Below are 15,891 nucleotides of genomic sequence, written 5' to 3' on the forward strand. Positions count from 1 at the left end.
CTCACCTTTGCCCAAATATTCTGGGGGTCTGGGGGCAAAGCCCCCAGCCGCCGCCGTTGAGCGACTGGCTTCTCTCTATCGAAGGCACCGAGACCGGGCACACTGTGGCCCTTATCCTCGCACTGACAGCCGCCTTCCTCCATGCCGTCTTTGGCGCCCTTCAAAAAGGCAAGCACGACCCCTGGACCTCCCGCGCCAGCATTGATTTCTGCATCTTCTGGTTCGCCCTGCCCATCGCGCTCTTCGTCGTTCCTTGGCCCGAAGGCCCTGAATGGTGGCTCTTCGTGGGCGCTTTGGTGATCCACTTCATCTACAAAGTCGGCATGGCCATGGCCTTCGAGCGCGGGGCTTTCACTGTCGTCTACCCGGTTGTGCGTGGCACTGGTCCGCTGTTCACCGTCATCGGTGCGGGTATCATTTTTGGGGAGCAGTTCACCATCGGCCAATGGGGCGGTGTGGCTGTGCTGCTCACCGGCATCTTCGGGCTGGCGCTTTATAACTACATTTTCCTCGTGCAGGACCGTGCCTCGCTGACGCCCGCGCTGCTGCTGGCGGTCTTCACAGGCCTGATGGTGGCGATCTACACGACCTACGACGCCTACGGCATCCGCACCACGCCTGATCCGTTCACCTTCCTGGCGTGGTTTTTCTTCATCACCTCGATCGACTTTCCGCTGCTATGGCTTTGGCGCGTGCGTACCGGGCGCTCCACGGCACCCCCGCTGGCGCCACTTCTCCAACGCGGAGCCATTGGCGCGCTGGTTGCCTTCGGCTCTTTCGGCTCGATCATGATGGCCACCCGGCTCGACAAGGTCGGTGAAGCGGCGATCCTGCGCGAAACATCCACCGTTTTCGCGGCTTTCATCGGCTGGATCTTTCTGAAAGAGACCGTTGGCCCCCGCCGCATTGCCCTTATGGCCTTGATTGCGGCAGGCGCGGTGATAGTTGAGATGGCAGGCTAAGGAGACCTCATGGAACGCGACATCAATCCGCTGGCAAAAACCCTGCTCGAACTGGGCCCGCCGCTTCTCTTTTTTGTGCTCTACCTGCGCATTCAGGATGAAACCTATCTTTGGGGCGGGATCGAATATTCGGGCTTTATCGTGGCCACCATCGCTTTCATCCCACTCTTGCTGATCTCGATGGCGGTGCTGTGGTTCATGACCGGTAAACTCAGCCGGATGCAAATATTTACCGCGTTCATGGTCATCTTCTTCGGAGGCCTCACCGCGTGGTTTAATGACGAGCGGTTCTTCAAGATGAAGACCACGCTTGTCTACGGCTTTTTCGCGCTGCTTTTGGGTATCGGTCTGGCGCAAGGCAAAAGCTATCTGGCCTATGTCATGAATGAGATGATGCCGATGGAAGACGAAGGCTGGATGATCCTGACCCGCCGCCTGTGTCTGGCGTTTATCGCTCTTGCCGTAACCAATGAAATTCTGTGGCGCACGCAGTCAACAGATCTGTGGGTCAAGGTGGAGACCTTCGGCTTCCCATTGGCGCTCTTTGCCTTTTTGTGGTGGCAAATCATCGCCTTGCAGAAATACGTTATAGAGCCGGACGAGAGAGGCTGACCGGGCATTTTGAATATTTTGACCAGAATGAAGCTCAGGCTTTGCGTTTAAACAGCAAGTCCTGCGCCTTCTTATCTGCTTCCAGATTGGATCGTTCATCCCGATGCAGCGCGCGGCCCTTCTGGACGCCCTCGCGACTGCCCACAAGATCAAGCCAGCGCGCTAGGTTTGGCTTGTCATCCAGCGTCTGCTCTTGCCCTTCCCAGAGCGAGGCCCAAGGCCAGATCGCCATATCCGCAATCGAGAAGAAATCGCCAGCGACATACGCGTTTGACGCCAACTGCGTGTCCAGCACCATATAGAGCCGTCCCGTCTCGGCCCGGTAGCGGTCCTTGGCGTAGGGCAGATCATTGGGCGGGTCCATCGCAGGGGCGTATTTCAGGAAGTGGTGCGCTTGGCCCGCCATCGGCCCAACGCCGCCCATCTGCCACATAAGCCATTGGTCCACCGCCACGCGGTCCCGCTCGGTCGGGCCGCCGAATTGACCTGTCTTGCGCGCGAGGTATTGCAGGATTGCGCCCGATTCAAAGATCGAAATCGGCGCGCCATCGGGCCCATCCGGGTCCACAATCGCGGGCATTCGGTTGTTGGGTGCGATCTTCAGAAAGTCCGGTTTGAATTGATCTCCGGCCCCGATATTCACCAGATGGGTTTCATAGGGCAGGCCCATTTCCTCAAGCGCAATGGACACTTTCCAGCCATTGGGCGTGGGCCAGTAATAAAGATCAATCATGCGGGCGCTCCCTTTGCAGTTCCCTGCAGGATCGCAGGTTTTGCGGTAGGAACAAGGGGCAGGCGGCTCCATTTCGGTTGCATTTGGGCAGGCAAGGCCGCGCGCAGCTGCGTCATCGGCAGCGTTTCCGGTGCGCGCAGCAGGCGTTTGTAGAAGGGAAACGCGCCGGGGCGCAGGTAGCAGGACCAGTGGCAGACGGCGCGGTTTGAAGGCGCCAAGCGGTGGCCCAGCCGTGCCAGCCCCGCTTCTGTTTGCGGGTGATCGAGCTGAATATCGAGCCAGTTAGGCGCGCCCCCAGGCAGCCCCAGCCCAAGAACAGGGGCTGCTTGCGGGACCGCGCGGGCGAGCAATGTGTCGAAAAGGTCATTCTCCCGCGCTGTAATGTTGAAAACTTCCGCCGCATCGCCTGCCACGCTGGTCAATGCCGCCTCTGCATGATCGGTCCAGTCGGCTGGCGACAGCAGAATGACCCGGTTCAGGGCCGGGCCCTCAAGCCGCGCCATCGCCTCAAGCACAACACGCGCGCCCAGTGAATGGGCAATCGCGTGGATCGGGCGCGCTGGGTTTTGAGTTTGCAGCGTTTCGATGATCCGCGCCAGCGCTGCACCCGCCTCCAAAGCGGCTTCCGTCACCCGCCAAATCGCGCCGCGCGCGTGCCAGCCAAAGCCAAGCGCCAGACCGTCCTCCGCCCGCCCGCGAAACCCCAAATGGCGCGGCCAACTGACGGCACTTCGCCGCCCCGGCGAAGGGGTCATCGACAGGATATGGTCAAACGGGTCATGGCGCGGCAGATCGGGAGAGAATTTGTAGCCATGCACCATGACGATGATCGGGCCGGGGCCATCGGGCAACCGCGGCATGGGACCGTTTGCTGTCAGGGCGTGCAAAACCATCTCAAAGCTCTCCACAACATCTTGTGGTCGCCTGATGCCTTGCGACTATGACACAGACATAAAACCGCCATGACAGCTCTATGACGGCGCTTGACGTCCCGCCGCCACGGGCCTATCCAACCCTCGTGGCGATTTGTCTTCCGGATTGCGGGCCACGTTAAACATGCTGCTAAAGAGGTCAGGGTTGAACCCCCGGCGTCTATTGAACGGTGGGGGTTTTTTTGTGGCCGACCCCTTGATGACACGGCCCGAAGGAGAACGAGATGAGCGATTGGAAACCCCGGACCAAAGCGGTTCATGACGGGACACGTCGCAGCCAATATGGCGAGTTGAGCGAGGCGATTTTCCTCACCCAGGGCTTTCACTACCCAACGGCAGAGGACGCCGAAGCGCGGTTCCTCAAAGCAGGCGAGGACGAGTTCGTTTACGCTCGTTACGGAAACCCCACCGTGCGCATGTTTGAAGAGCGCATCGCGTCCCTTGAGGGCTGCGAAGACGGGTTTGCGACGGCCAGCGGCATGGCTGCTGTCAACGGCGCCTTGGTGTCGATGCTGAAAGCAGGCGATCACGTGGTCGCGGCGCGGGCGCTTTTCGGCTCATGCCTTTACATCCTCGAAGAAATCTTGCCGCGCTACGGGGTTGAGGTCACGTTGATCGACGGCACCGATCTTGATGCTTGGAAAGGCGCGATCCGTTCCGACACGACGGCTGTGTTCTTCGAGTCGATCTCCAATCCCACGCTGGAAGTCATTGATATCAAATTCGTTTGCGATCTGGCCCATGCGGTTGGCGCCACGGTGATCATCGACAATGTCTTCTCCACCCCTGTCTATTCCCGCGCGGTGGAGCTAGGGGCCGATGTCATCATCTACTCCACTACCAAGCATATCGACGGACAGGGCCGTGCGCTGGGCGGCGTGATCCTTGGCAGTCGTGACTTCATCCGCGGCACGGTCGAGCCTTACATGAAGCACACGGGCGGCTCGATGAGCCCGTTCACGGCGTGGATGATGCTCAAAGGGTTGGAAACGCTTGACCTGCGCGTCCGCGCGCAGACCGCCTCGGCGCATGCGCTCGCCGAAGCTCTTGACGGCAACCCTAAACTGGCACGCGTGATCTATCCGCATCTGGCGTCTCATGCGCAATATGACCTTGCCAAAGCGCAGATGGCGGCAGGTGGCACAATCCTGTCGATTGATGTGAAAGGCGGGCGAGATCCGGCTTTCCGGCTGCTGAATGCACTCGAAATCTTCTCGATTTCGAACAATCTGGGAGATGCCAAATCTATCGTGACGCCGCCGGCCGCCACGACGCATCAGCGCCTTCCGCAAGAGCAAAAGGACCTGCTCGGTATCACTCCCGGCCTGATCCGCATCTCGGTAGGTTTGGAAGACACCCAGGACCTCATCGCAGACCTCACCCAAGCGCTGGAGGTCGCTTGAGCCATGTGGGTCCGCAGATACAAGCCGGGCGACGCCGCCGCCTGCGCCATGCTGTTTTACCGCGCGGTGCATGAGGGGGCGTCCGGCGCCTACACGGCAGAGCAACGCGACGCCTGGGCCAAGCAGGTTCCAGATACCGAATATTGGCACAAGCGCTTGTCAAATGACGTCTGTTTCGTGGCCGAACGGAACGGCGCTGTCGCCGGTTTCATGACGCTTGAACCGGACGGCCATGTGGGGCTGACCTATGTCGCGCCCGAGGAAATGGGCAAAGGCACGGCGGCTGCCCTATATGCGGCTCTGCTCAATGAGGCAGCGGTCAAGCGCTTGAAATCGCTGACAACAGAGGCCAGCCACCTTGCCAGACCGTTCTTCGAGAAGTTCGGCTGGAAGGTCGTGACACCGCAGCAGGTCGAACGGCACGGTGTCCTGATCCCCAATTACAAAATGCGCTGCGATCTTTGATCCGATCCCCCCGCGCGCCCGTAATAAGATGCGTACTGGTTGAAACACACCGTGTTGGTTCCCTATATGTTTGGGGCTGGCCCGCACCCAAAGGGGGGAAATTGCCATGAATATCCATTCCACTGATCTTGACCGTAACCCAAGCCGTGAAGAGGCCGAAGCGGCCCTCGCGCTGCTGCGCCGTTGGGCCGTCGACGCTGGTGAGACCGAGGTCAAAACCCTCGATCCGCTCGTGGCACGGCTGATCCCGGGCGCCGAAATGTCGAACTATCCGGCACTTGCCCGTGCCTACCCCGAAGATTTTACCGTCGATGCCGCCTACAAGGCCTCAATGCCTGATCTGCAGAATGGCCCGACCTCGCTTATCCGCGGGGCGAAGCAGCAAATCCAGCATGTGGGGATTTCCAATTTCCGCCTGCCGATCTCTTTCAAGACCCGCGACAACGGCCCTCTGACGCTGGAAACCTCCGTCACTGGCACCGTGTCCCTTGAGGCTGAAAAGAAGGGCATCAACATGTCGCGCATCATGCGCACCTTCTACCGCCGGGCTGAAGAGACGTTCTCTTTCGAGGTGATCGAAGCCGCCTTGGACGACTACAAAACCGATCTGGAGAGCTTCGACGCCCGCATCCAGATGCGCCTGTCCTTCCCGGTGAAAGTCGACAGCCTGCGCTCTGGCCTGTCGGGCTATCAATACTATGACATTGCGCTCGAATTGGTCGAACAGAACGGCGTGCGCAAGAAGATCGTGCATCTGGACTACGTCTATTCCAGCACCTGCCCATGCTCGCTGGAACTCAGCGAACATGCCCGCCAGATGCGCGGTCAGCTAGCCACACCGCATTCGCAACGCTCTGTTGCGCGTATCTCGGTCGTGTTGGACCCCGATGCGCCAACACTCTGGTTTGAAGACCTGATCGAGCTGTGCCGCGCCGCCGTGCCAACCGAGACGCAAGTGATGGTCAAACGCGAAGACGAACAGGCTTTTGCCGAACTGAACGCAGCTAACCCGATCTTCGTCGAGGACGCGGCACGCTCATTTTGCAAACAGCTGCAAAACGACGCCCGTATCGGTGACTTCCGCGTGATCGCCAGTCATCAGGAAAGTCTGCACAGTCACGACGCGGTGTCCGTGCTGACCGAAGGCGCTACCTTCGCCTCTGACAGCCTTGATCCCAAACTGTTCAATACGCTCTTCCACGTCGGCTAGGCCTTCATCTTTGCCCAAGTACTCTAGGGGGGTCAGGGGGGACAACGTCCCCCCTGCCTTCGTTTATGCAGACTGAAACCAGCCCAACCGCCGGAAAATCAGCCAATCCAGCGCAAGCGCCACGATTAACGACAGTCCCATCAGCGGCAGCAAGATCATCAGCGCGATGACCAAAGGGATCATGCCGGTGCCAAGTGCTGCGTCGGGGGCCGCAGGCACGCCCAAAGACCCAGCAGGCCGCCGCATCCACCATGCGACAAAGCCCGACACCGAAAGCACGACACCCAGTGCCGCCGCCAGCGTGTTCTGCGCCAGATTGAGCCAGCCATAAAGCTCGCCTTGGTGGAACGAGATGCCCAGCGACACCCCTTGCGCCAGCGCCGGGTTCTTCTCGAAATCATGCCGTTTCAGCACCGCACCACTATATTGATCCACGATCAGCTCGGTCTGCTCGAACCTGTTTTTACTGGCCGAGCGCACCCAATAGGCGCCCCCAGCACCTTTTGCAGGACGCATTTCAAGCGGGTAGACCAGCCCTTCGCTGCGCGCGACTTCAAAGACTTCCGCATAAGCGACCGGAAACCCTTCCGAGGTGGTCGAGCCTGGTACATCGCCGCCAAAGCGCAGGCTCTTTGACTTGGTGCCGGTCTGCTCCTGCACATAGCTCAGACCGCCGCCCCAGACATCCGTCCAAGGCAGGCCAGTGACAATGATCGGTACGATCAGGATCGTCGCCAGAAACCCGGTGAACAAATGCGTTTCCCGCCAGAAAGATCGGCCCGACCCACCGGGCAGCCGGAAGACCTGCCCCCATGTGCGCTGTCCGCGCGGCCACCACAGGTAAATCCCTGTGACGAACATCACGATGGCCCAATGGGCGGCAAGTTCGACGAATTTCGTACCGAAATCCCCCAGCAGAAGCTCTCCGTGGAATTTGCGAAGCAGGCGCATCGCGGTTTCATCCCGCGGCACTGTGGCCAAAACTTCCGCCGTATAAGGATCAACCCACGCCAAGGAGCGCACGTTCTCAGCATCGTTGAACTCAATCAGGGTCGAGCGTGCGGGGTCGCCATAAACTGTCACCCCGCGCAGCCGGGTCACACCCGCGGCGTCTTCCACAGCGGCGACTTGCGCCTCGTAAGACATCCGAGCGTCTTGCACAGTGACAGACATGCGGTCGGCGTAAAGCCAAGCCTCGATCTGTGGTTTATAAAGGTAAATGCCTCCGGTAAGCGAAAGCATGGCCAGAAACGGCAACACGTAAAGCGACGCCAAAAAGTGCCATTTCCAGATAAGTCGATAAAATGCGCCGCCGGTCGTGCTCGACCGCGCAGCCGCCGGAGCGGTTGAATCCGTCATGATGTATCCTGTCGTTAGGTTTGGTTTGAAAGAAAGGTCTTCAAACCACGACAGGTGGCGCGCGACTGGGCGCAGGTCTCTGCAAGACAGACCGCAAGGGCTGCCGGTTTTCATGCTGGATGAAACGGTCTTGGTGGTCGCGGGCCAATTGCTGCCAGAACTGCGGCGCGCGCAGGGCGACAGGTGGCACATCGGCACTCAGACAGGGTGCGCTGTCAGTGGCGACCTGTTCGATGGGGTTGCCCTCTGCATCCACGAGGATCGTCACCATATCGGCGCCTGTGCAGATCACATAGCTCTGAACACCGGGCAGAAAGCCAACCACAGCTGCGGAGACTTTGGGCCAGATCAGGCCCAGTGTCAGGCACAGCACCAAAAGCCCGCGCAAGACGAAGGCAACAGATACGCGGTTTAGGGTAGCAAGGTCACTCATGACAGATTTGCTTAACGGCCTGACTTCATGCGTCGATATTGCGACGTGCAACGTCTTACGGTATTTCTAACGCCACGGAAAGCTCTGCCCGGCGGTGATACATTCATTTTGTAGGTCGGTGCTAAGGGTCATTGTAAAACAATATTTTAGATCAGGAGTTACTATGCAAAACTGGATCAAACGGAGCCTCGTCATTGGCGCAACCTCTCTTGCACTGGCCGGCTGCATGGACGGCGCAAGCACCGGCACGACAACCGCAAGCATGAGCACATCCGACACGATGATGTCGCGGGCCGAGACTTTGGCTGCGCGCGGATCGGTCACCTCTGCTCAACTGACCGAGGCATTCGAAACTGGCGTGCAAACCCAGGCGGTTCAAGACACCGAAGCCGGAACCAATTTTGCAAATAGCTGCAATCGGTTGAAATCGACGACCGACAACTCAGCGGGTCTGAATGCGCTTGGTGCGGACGCGTCTTTGACCTTTGCCAGATGTGCCGGCTTTTTCAGCTAAGCCAAACAGCAGCCCCCGGCGGTTCACGCGTATACAACATCATCAGGGTGACATAAGCACCTCTGCTTGACAGCGTATGCCCTGCGGGCCAAGCCTGCACAGATGTTTGACCTGCGTCCCGTCGGATACGTGATCGGCCTGTTGGTGGCCTGCCTCGGCGTGACGATGCTGGCGCCGCTTGTTGCTGATCTGATTGCCGGAAACGGCCATTGGCCTGCCTTTCTGGAAAGCGCGATCATCACCACCTTCACCGGGGGGCTGGTCGCGCTGTCATGCCAGAACGGTGTGAAGGAAGGCCTTACGATCCAGCAAACCTTCCTGCTGACCACCGGTGTCTGGCTGACACTTCCACTATTCGGCGCGCTGCCCTTCATCTTCGGCGCGACCGAGGCGCGCTTCATCGACGCCTTCTTCGAGGCGATGTCCGGCCTCACAACCACCGGAGCCACGGTTTTTGCAGGCCTTGATGCGCTGCCCGACGGGCTGCTCCTTTGGCGCGGTATTCTGCAATGGCTGGGCGGCATCGGCATCATCGTTGTCGCGATGGTGTTCCTGCCGGAACTGCGCGTTGGTGGTATGCAGATCTTCCGCTCGGAAGGCTTCGATACATTTGGCAAAATCCTGCCCCGCGCGACGGAAATCTCGTCTCGCATCTCGGTGATCTATATCGGCATCACTTTGATGTGCGGCATCGCATATATGACCACCGGCGTCGGTGCGCTGGATGCGATTGTCCACGCGATGACCACGGTTTCCACGGGCGGTTTTTCGACCTTCGACGCCTCTTTCGGTGCCATGCCCCCCGCTGCCGAATATGTCGCCGCGCTCTTTATGATCGCGGCCGCGCTGCCATTCGTGCGCTACGTGCAGCTGATCTCCGGCGCGCCCGAGGCGCTTTGGAAAGACAGCCAGATCAAGACCTTCCTGACAATCATCGTTGTGCTTGCGGGCGCGCTGAGCGTCTGGCTTTTCATCAGCGTCGGTGGTTCCGAAATCGCCTTCCGCAAGGCGCTGTTCAACACCGTGTCGATCCTGACCGGGACTGGCTATGCCAGCGCGGATTATATGCAATGGGGCAGCTTTCCGGTCATGGTCTTCTTCCTGATGGGCCTGATTGGCGGCTGCGCGGGCTCCACCTCCTGCTCGATCAAGGTGTTCCGCTACCAATTGCTTTTCGCGTCAATCCGCGCGCAGGTGCGCAAAATCCACTCGCCGCATGGACTTTTTGAACCGCGCTACCAAGGCCGCGCGGTCTCCGAGGATGTGCTGAGCTCTGTGATGTCGTTCTTCATGCTCTTTATCGTGACCCTGGGGGTGACGGCTGTCGCGCTAGGTCTGACGGGCCTCGACTTCATCACCTCTGTCTCTGGAGCGTCTGCCGCGCTTGCCAATATTGGCCCAGGTCTAGGCGATATCATCGGCCCCGCCGGAAATTACGGCGCGCTCAATGATGCCGCCAAATGGATCCTCGCCATTGCGATGCTGATCGGGAGGCTCGAGCTGATGGCCGTCTTCGCCATCCTCACGGTCGCCTTCTGGCGGGGGTAGCTCTAGTCCCAGCAGCTGACCAGAACGGTCATGCCCATGCCAATCTCGGTCAGGTCTTCGGGCGCTTTCACGGCCACGGCGTCGGTCGCGGAATAGCTGACACCAGCCTGGTCCAGCACAGCCTTGATCGTCGCGGCATCGGCCGAGAAGCTAACCTCGGCTGGCAATTGCCGGTCGCCTTCCGGGCGCGGCAAAAGCATCCCCAACACGGTGCCAGCGCCGTCGATCACTGGACCACCCGCATCACCGGGCAGCGTGCTCAACGCCAGACGGTCCAACGTTTCCTCACCGTTCAGCCCGCGAATATCGGCCAGTTTACCGAAAGTCAGCGTGGGCGCACCCAACGCGCCCCCATAGGGGTAGCCCGCGACGGCCACATCCGACTGCAAACGCGGCACGGATTGCTGGAACGCGGCGACCTGCGCAGGCGCCAAAGGCTCTGACGGGGTCAGCACCGCGACATTGCTTGCGCTATCCGCAGCCGCCAGTTCCGCCTCATACAGCTCATCCAGCGTGATCCGTGCGCAGGATCCCAGATTATCGCCCGATGTCACCACCGCGCCGTCATCGCTTACATAAAAGCCCGAGCGCACAGACACCGGCTTGCGGATTTCCAGACCTGCAATCAGATCAGGCGCTTGTCCCGCACCTGTGTCACCCAGACCAGGGTCCAGAACGCCCTCAACCGGCTGAAAGCTCGCTTTCATCTCGTCCAGAATACGCGTGCGGCGCTCTTCATCGCCCGCAGGCCAGATCAGCGTGAAGCCCTTGATCTGCCCATTGCGCAGCTCGGCTTTGGTGTAGCTGACAATCTCGTCATTCTCGCCTTGCAGCTCAAAGCTGGAGTTCCTCCGCTCGCGCGGGCCGTCCAGCGGGACAATCTCAAGCGTCTGCATAATGTCATAGAGACCAAAAAGCGTGTCCTGATCGCCTGCCTGCGAGATCAGCAATACTCGCGCATCGATATCCCCCGATGCGTCATATTGAACGAAAGGCGGCTCGTAACGGCCAAATTCCACCACGCCCAAAGGCAGTGTCATCTCGATCCCGGCCGCCTCGTCACGCAGACTTGCCAGCCCCATGCCATCAAGCACTGCGTTATAGGCCTCAAGCAACGCCACGCGTTGAAGGGTGGTCAGAACGCCCGTTGGCTCATAGCCGTTTTGCTCTTGCCACAGCGCCATCGCACCGCGCGTGCCGCGCCCGAAAGAGCCGTCAATCGCCGCGTTATAGGTGCCAGCCCATTTCAAAGCGACCTGCAAGGCCTCTCGGTCGGGCCGCGACAGCAACCGCTCGCTCTGCCGCGCCTCGCGCAGGGTCTCGTCTGGTGCAATAACCGGCTCAGGCTCGGCCACGACAACCGGCGCTTCCGGTTCGGGCGCGACAAGGGCCGTCTCTGCTTCTGGCAAGGGCGCAATGGGCTGGACAGGCCGCACCGCACTACCGCCTATCGGCCAGATCTGACGCGCGAAATTGCCACCCAAAGCCACGAAACTATCCCGAGGGATCAGCCCGTCGCGCCGCAGCGTCCGTAACAACTGCGCCGCATCATCAGGCGCATAAGGCCCCAGCGCTACGGCGTGCCAACCGCTATCAAGCGTAAAGCCGTTCACATTGGGCAAGTTGCGAGAGTAATCCCGAAGCCGTTCTTGTGCCTCGGCCAGCGTCGGCTGCGCTTCGATCTGAACCCAAACCTGCGCGTCTTGCGCAGATATTTGCGTTGCCAAAACACCTGCCACAACCAACCCCGTGAAATACGCCCGCATGATCCTGCTGCACCCCTGTCAAAATATCTTGGCCGCTATTGAACGTATAATAGCGCAAAGTGCCAGAGCCGCTGGTCATTTTCACGTGTATTTATGCGCGTCGCTTCATTGACGCCCTTGCCGCGCCCGCCTAGTAAGATCACGCTTTTCCAAAGGGCTTGTCATGGCATCCGAAACGACAACACCGCGCTCCTTCCAAGAGATCATTTTGCGCCTTCAGGCCTACTGGGCTTCGAAAGGCTGCGCGATGCTGCAACCTTATGACATGGAAGTGGGCGCGGGCACGTTCCACCCGGCGACGACGCTGCGCGCGCTGGGCTCCAAGGACTGGACCGCCGCTTACGTGCAGCCCTCCCGCCGCCCGACCGATGGCCGCTATGGTGACAGCCCCAACCGCTGGCAGCACTACTACCAGTATCAGGTTATCATCAAACCCAGCCCGCCCGATCTGCAGGACCTCTACCTCGGCTCGCTCGAGGCCATCGGTATCGACATGAAGATGCACGACATCCGCTTTGTCGAAGACGATTGGGAAAGCCCCACGCTGGGTGCATGGGGCCTCGGCTGGGAAGTCTGGTGCGACGGTATGGAAGTGTCGCAGTTCACCTATTTCCAGCAGGTCGGCGGCCATGATTGCCACCCTGTGTCCGGCGAACTCACCTACGGTCTCGAACGCCTCGCCATGTATGTGCTGGGCCATGATGACGGCAACGAAATGCCCTTCAACGACCCGCAATCGCCGATCCCGCTGACCTATGGCGATGTCTTCCGCGAGGCCGAAGCGCAATACGCCCGCTGGAACTTCGACGTGGCCGATACCGACACGCTGCTGCAGCACTTCAAGGACGCCGAAGCCGAATGCGCGCGCATCCTCGCTGAGCCTGCCGATGACCCCAAAACAGGCCGCCGCATCGTCATGGCCCAACCCGCCTATGATCAATGCATCAAGGCGTCTCACGTCTTCAACCTGCTGGATGCACGCGGCGTGATCTCGGTCACCGAACGCCAGGCCTATATCGGCCGCGTCCGCGCGCTCGCCAAAGCCTGCGCGGACGCTTTCGTGCAAACCGACGCCGGAGGCTACGCCGCATGAGCGGAAAACTCGTTGGGAGCATCCTCGTGATCATCGCCCTGATCGCCGGTGCGGCGCTCTATTACCTGCAGGTCTATCACTTCTACGAACCCGTCACCGCGACGGGCGAGGACGACGTGCAGATGACAACACTTGTCTCTGGCCAGCCCGAAACTGTCCTCTATGACGATTTCGAGGCGATCGACGCCACGTCCTCGCCCATCCGCTACCGCTCCTGCTTCACCACGCCCATCTCTCTTGCGCTCGCCACAGAAACCTACGTCGCCTACGAGCGCGCCGAGCCGCTGGAGGCCCCCGGCTGGTTCGACTGTTTCGACGCCGACGCGCTGGGTGCGGCCTTGCAGGACGGCACCGCGCTCGCCTTCCTGGGCACCGCCAACATCACCTACGGCATCGACCGGATTATCGCGCTGACCGAGGATGGCCGCGGCTATGCGTGGCACCAGATAAACCCTTGTGGTGAAAAGCTATTCGACGGCGAGCCGCTCCCCGACGACTGCCCGCCGCCCCCCGAAAGGACCGAATAATGCCTGATCTCCTGATCGAGCTTTTTTCCGAGGAAATCCCCGCCCGCATGCAGGCCAAAGCCGCCGCCGACCTTCAAAAGCGCGTCACTGACGGGCTGGTTGAGGCTGGCATCACCTATGCCGGCGCGCGTGCCTATTCCACGCCCCGCCGCCTGACGCTGACGCTTTCCGATATGCTCGCCCGCTCGCCGGATTTGCGGGAAGAACGCAAAGGCCCCCGCGCCGATGCGCCCGAAAAAGCGCTCGAAGGGTTTCTGCGTTCCACCGGCCTGACCAAGGACCAACTGGAACTGCGTGATGATAAAAAGGGCCAGACCTATTTCGCCGTGATCGACAAACCGGGCCGCCCCGCCGCTGACATCGTGGCCGAGGTCCTTGAAGACACGATCCGCAATTTCCCATGGCCCAAATCCATGCGTTGGGGCAGCGGCTCCCTCCGCTGGGTCCGCCCGCTCCATCGCATCCTGTGCATCACCTATGACGAGCAGGGCACAGACATCGTCCCCGTCACGGTCGATCACATCACCTCCGGCGACATTACCGAAGGCCACCGTTTCATGGCCCCCGGCGCGTTCAAAGTCACCAGCTTTGACGACTACGAGGCCAAGCTCAAAAAGGCCCATGTCGTGCTCGACGCGACCGAGCGCGCCGACCACATCTGGGCCGACGCCACCTCCATGGCCTTCGCGCAAGGCCTTGAAGTTGTGGAAGATAAAGGCCTTCTGGCCGAGGTCGCAGGCCTTGTCGAATGGCCCGTCGTCCTGATGGGCGAGATCGGAGAGCGCTTCCTCGATCTACCCCCCGAGGTCCTGCAAAGCTCCATGAAAGAGCACCAGAAGTTTTTCTCTGTCCGCAACCCAAAGACGGGCCGCATCGAAAAATTCGTGACCGTCGCCAATACCGAGACGCCCGATAACGGTGCCACGATCCTCGCGGGCAACCAAAAGGTCCTCGCCGCCCGTCTGGCCGATGCGGTGTTCTTTTGGGAGAACGACCTGCGCATCGCCAAAGAGGGCATGCAGCCGTGGCTCGACAGCCTTGGCAAAGTCACGTTCCACAACAAACTTGGCACCGTCGCCGACCAGATCGACCGCATCGCGGCGCTGTCGCGCGAAATCGCGCCCGTGGTTGGCGCAGATGCGGACGCCGCCGAAAAAGCCGCCCGCCTCGCGAAGGCCGATCTGGCCTCCGAAATGGTCTACGAATTCCCCGAACTCCAGGGCATCATGGGCCGCTACTATATCGAGCGGGCAGGGGAGAGCGCCGAGATCGCTGCCGTCGCCGAAGACCACTACGCTCCGCTTGGGCCGTCGGACGATGTGCCCACCGCGCCGGTTTCCGTGGCCGTGGCGTTGGCAGAGAAGATCGACAAGCTGACCGCCTTCTGGGCGATTGATGAGAAGCCGACTGGGAGCAAAGACCCGTTTGCGCTGCGGAGGGCTGCACTTGGGGGTATTCGGTTGGTTCTGGAGAACCAGACCAGCTTTTCGTTAAGAAACTTGTTTGATCAGGCTCAGGATGGCTTTCTTGATGTTCTCTTCACGGCGATTCATAAGAGGTTCGCGGTAAAGAGCATTTCAGATCATTCTGCTATCGTCGAATTTTTTGATTTGAAAGGTTGGTTAACTGAGACCGGCGATCTTACTGCAGATGCGGAAGAGAATATTGTTGAACTGGCTAGTGCTTTGGAGAGTGGGGCTACGACGGGCGAAGAACAGGCTATAAATATCCTTCGTGCTGCTGCGACGAAACAACTAGGCCGAAAGCCTAATCGCAAGCTCGATACGGAAAGCCTCCTCTCCTTCTTCCACGACCGCCTCAAGGTCTATCTTCGCGATCAAGGTATCCGCCATGACGTCATCGACGCCTGCATCGTCATGCCGGGCAACGATGACCTCACCCTGCTGGTCAAACGCGCCAACGCCCTTTCGGATTTCCTGAAAACCGACGACGGCGAAAACCTGCTTCAAGGCTTCAAGCGCGCCAATAACATCCTTTCTCAAGCCGAGGAAAAGGATGGCGTCGAATACTCCTTCGGCGCGGATATCAAATTCGCCGAGACCGACGAGGAACGCGCGCTCTTCGCAGCGCTGGACGCAGCCGACGCGCAAATCACCCCCGCGATGAAAGAAGAAGATTTCGCCAAAGCCATGACCGCCATGGCCGCCCTGCGCGCCCCGATTGATGCGTTTTTCGAGGCCGTTCAGGTCAACGCTGACAGCGCCACGATCCGCCGTAATCGGCTCAACCTGCTGCACCGCATCCGCACGATTTGCCTCAGCGTGGCCGATTTGACGCGTGTCGAAGGGTAGCGCAAACAATCCTTGTTAAGAA

At 60.0% G+C, this 15,891-nt stretch carries 15 protein-coding genes and 1 riboswitch; of the genes, 10 read left to right on the forward strand and 5 right to left on the reverse strand.

Annotated features, from left to right (window positions below; genetic code table 11):
- Positions 1 to 56 precede the first annotated feature (56 nt).
- Both KUW67_RS11995 and KUW67_RS12000 read left to right on the forward strand, forming a co-directional pair.
- Positions 57 to 962 (forward strand): EamA family transporter, encoded by a 906-nt coding sequence (locus KUW67_RS11995; protein WP_224825550.1) that lies wholly within the window; start codon positions 57 to 59, stop codon positions 960 to 962.
- Between the two features lie 9 nt (positions 963 to 971).
- Positions 972 to 1,574, forward strand: coding sequence for an inner membrane-spanning protein YciB (locus tag KUW67_RS12000; RefSeq protein WP_224825551.1), 603 nt, complete (start codon positions 972 to 974; stop codon positions 1,572 to 1,574).
- Positions 1,575 to 1,608: 34 nt separating this feature from the next.
- Here the strand turns inward: KUW67_RS12000 and KUW67_RS12005 are convergent, their stop codons facing one another.
- Complete coding sequence (locus KUW67_RS12005; protein ID WP_224825552.1) at positions 1,609 to 2,307, reverse strand: glutathione S-transferase N-terminal domain-containing protein; 699 nt, start codon at positions 2,305 to 2,307, stop codon at positions 1,609 to 1,611.
- Entirely contained in the window at positions 2,304 to 3,200 is an 897-nt protein-coding gene (locus tag KUW67_RS12010; protein WP_224825553.1) for an alpha/beta hydrolase, read from the reverse strand. Before KUW67_RS12010 ends, KUW67_RS12005 begins: the two co-directional genes overlap by 4 nt.
- Positions 3,201 to 3,315: 115 nt before the next feature.
- A riboswitch (SAM riboswitch) is annotated at positions 3,316 to 3,394 on the forward strand.
- 69 nt (positions 3,395 to 3,463) lie between these two features.
- Between KUW67_RS12010 and metZ the strand changes: the two genes are divergently transcribed.
- From metZ to folE2, 3 genes are all read left to right on the forward strand, one after another.
- Entirely contained in the window at positions 3,464 to 4,642 is a 1,179-nt protein-coding gene (gene metZ / locus KUW67_RS12015) for an O-succinylhomoserine sulfhydrylase (protein WP_224825554.1), read from the forward strand.
- 3 nt (positions 4,643 to 4,645) lie between these two features.
- A complete protein-coding gene (locus tag KUW67_RS12020) occupies positions 4,646 to 5,107 on the forward strand; it encodes a GNAT family N-acetyltransferase (RefSeq protein WP_224825555.1) in 462 nt (153 codons plus the stop codon).
- 106 nt (positions 5,108 to 5,213) lie between these two features.
- Positions 5,214 to 6,317: a GTP cyclohydrolase FolE2 gene (folE2, locus tag KUW67_RS12025; RefSeq protein WP_224825556.1), complete on the forward strand. Its 1,104-nt coding sequence runs from the start codon at positions 5,214 to 5,216 to the stop codon at positions 6,315 to 6,317.
- Positions 6,318 to 6,380: 63 nt separating this feature from the next.
- On the opposite strand, the gene KUW67_RS12030 is transcribed toward folE2, so the two are convergent.
- On the reverse strand, positions 6,381 to 7,676 hold the full coding sequence (locus tag KUW67_RS12030; protein WP_224825557.1) for a PepSY domain-containing protein: 1,296 nt from the start codon (positions 7,674 to 7,676) through the stop codon (positions 6,381 to 6,383).
- A 40-nt stretch (positions 7,677 to 7,716) separates the two neighbouring features.
- Positions 7,717 to 8,109 carry a hypothetical protein gene (locus KUW67_RS12035; protein ID WP_224825558.1) on the reverse strand — a complete coding sequence of 131 codons (393 nt, stop codon included), beginning with the start codon at positions 8,107 to 8,109 and terminating at the stop codon, positions 7,717 to 7,719.
- A 163-nt stretch (positions 8,110 to 8,272) separates the two neighbouring features.
- Here KUW67_RS12035 and KUW67_RS12040 point away from each other — a divergent pair, with 163 nt between their 5' ends.
- On the forward strand, positions 8,273 to 8,623 hold the full coding sequence (locus KUW67_RS12040) for a hypothetical protein (RefSeq protein WP_224825559.1): 351 nt from the start codon (positions 8,273 to 8,275) through the stop codon (positions 8,621 to 8,623).
- A 102-nt stretch (positions 8,624 to 8,725) separates the two neighbouring features.
- Entirely contained in the window at positions 8,726 to 10,171 is a 1,446-nt protein-coding gene (locus KUW67_RS12045; RefSeq protein ID WP_224825687.1) for a TrkH family potassium uptake protein, read from the forward strand.
- A gap of 2 nt (positions 10,172 to 10,173) precedes the next feature.
- On the opposite strand, the gene KUW67_RS12050 is transcribed toward KUW67_RS12045, so the two are convergent.
- Complete coding sequence (locus KUW67_RS12050) at positions 10,174 to 11,937, reverse strand: serine protease (protein WP_224825560.1); 1,764 nt, start codon at positions 11,935 to 11,937, stop codon at positions 10,174 to 10,176.
- A gap of 163 nt (positions 11,938 to 12,100) precedes the next feature.
- Here KUW67_RS12050 and KUW67_RS12055 point away from each other — a divergent pair, with 163 nt between their 5' ends.
- The 3 genes from KUW67_RS12055 to glyS are packed head-to-tail and all read left to right on the forward strand — an operon-like array spanning position 12,101 to position 15,869.
- On the forward strand, positions 12,101 to 13,030 hold the full coding sequence (locus KUW67_RS12055) for a glycine--tRNA ligase subunit alpha (protein ID WP_224825561.1): 930 nt from the start codon (positions 12,101 to 12,103) through the stop codon (positions 13,028 to 13,030).
- Positions 13,027 to 13,557 carry a DUF6446 family protein gene (locus KUW67_RS12060; protein ID WP_224825562.1) on the forward strand — a complete coding sequence of 177 codons (531 nt, stop codon included), beginning with the start codon at positions 13,027 to 13,029 and terminating at the stop codon, positions 13,555 to 13,557. The genes KUW67_RS12055 and KUW67_RS12060 overlap by 4 nt, the downstream gene beginning before the upstream one ends.
- On the forward strand, positions 13,557 to 15,869 hold the full coding sequence (gene glyS, locus KUW67_RS12065) for a glycine--tRNA ligase subunit beta (RefSeq protein ID WP_224825563.1): 2,313 nt from the start codon (positions 13,557 to 13,559) through the stop codon (positions 15,867 to 15,869). The genes KUW67_RS12060 and glyS overlap by 1 nt, the downstream gene beginning before the upstream one ends.
- Positions 15,870 to 15,891: the final 22 nt, after the last annotated feature.

The organism is Cognatishimia sp. MH4019, assembly GCF_020177595.1.
Taxonomy (GTDB): Bacteria; Pseudomonadota; Alphaproteobacteria; order Rhodobacterales; family Rhodobacteraceae; genus JAHTBL01.

Bases quoted from the DNA above. Each gene is read 5' to 3' on its own strand.
- KUW67_RS12000 (WP_224825551.1), top strand. From the start codon at position 972: ATGGAACGCGACATCAATCCGCTGGCAAAAACCCTGCTCGAACTGGGC.
- KUW67_RS12005 (WP_224825552.1), bottom strand. From the start codon at position 2,307: ATGATTGATCTTTATTACTGGCCCACGCCCAATGGCTGGAAAGTGTCC.
- KUW67_RS12010 (WP_224825553.1), bottom strand. From the start codon at position 3,200: ATGGTTTTGCACGCCCTGACAGCAAACGGTCCCATGCCGCGGTTGCCC.
- metZ (WP_224825554.1), top strand. From the start codon at position 3,464: ATGAGCGATTGGAAACCCCGGACCAAAGCGGTTCATGACGGGACACGT.
- KUW67_RS12020 (WP_224825555.1), top strand. From the start codon at position 4,646: ATGTGGGTCCGCAGATACAAGCCGGGCGACGCCGCCGCCTGCGCCATG.
- folE2 (WP_224825556.1), top strand. From the start codon at position 5,214: ATGAATATCCATTCCACTGATCTTGACCGTAACCCAAGCCGTGAAGAG.
- KUW67_RS12030 (WP_224825557.1), bottom strand. From the start codon at position 7,676: ATGACGGATTCAACCGCTCCGGCGGCTGCGCGGTCGAGCACGACCGGC.
- KUW67_RS12035 (WP_224825558.1), bottom strand. From the start codon at position 8,109: ATGAGTGACCTTGCTACCCTAAACCGCGTATCTGTTGCCTTCGTCTTG.
- KUW67_RS12040 (WP_224825559.1), top strand. From the start codon at position 8,273: ATGCAAAACTGGATCAAACGGAGCCTCGTCATTGGCGCAACCTCTCTT.
- KUW67_RS12045 (WP_224825687.1), top strand. From the start codon at position 8,726: ATGTTTGACCTGCGTCCCGTCGGATACGTGATCGGCCTGTTGGTGGCC.
- KUW67_RS12050 (WP_224825560.1), bottom strand. From the start codon at position 11,937: ATGCGGGCGTATTTCACGGGGTTGGTTGTGGCAGGTGTTTTGGCAACG.
- KUW67_RS12055 (WP_224825561.1), top strand. From the start codon at position 12,101: ATGGCATCCGAAACGACAACACCGCGCTCCTTCCAAGAGATCATTTTG.
- KUW67_RS12060 (WP_224825562.1), top strand. From the start codon at position 13,027: ATGAGCGGAAAACTCGTTGGGAGCATCCTCGTGATCATCGCCCTGATC.
- glyS (WP_224825563.1), top strand. From the start codon at position 13,557: ATGCCTGATCTCCTGATCGAGCTTTTTTCCGAGGAAATCCCCGCCCGC.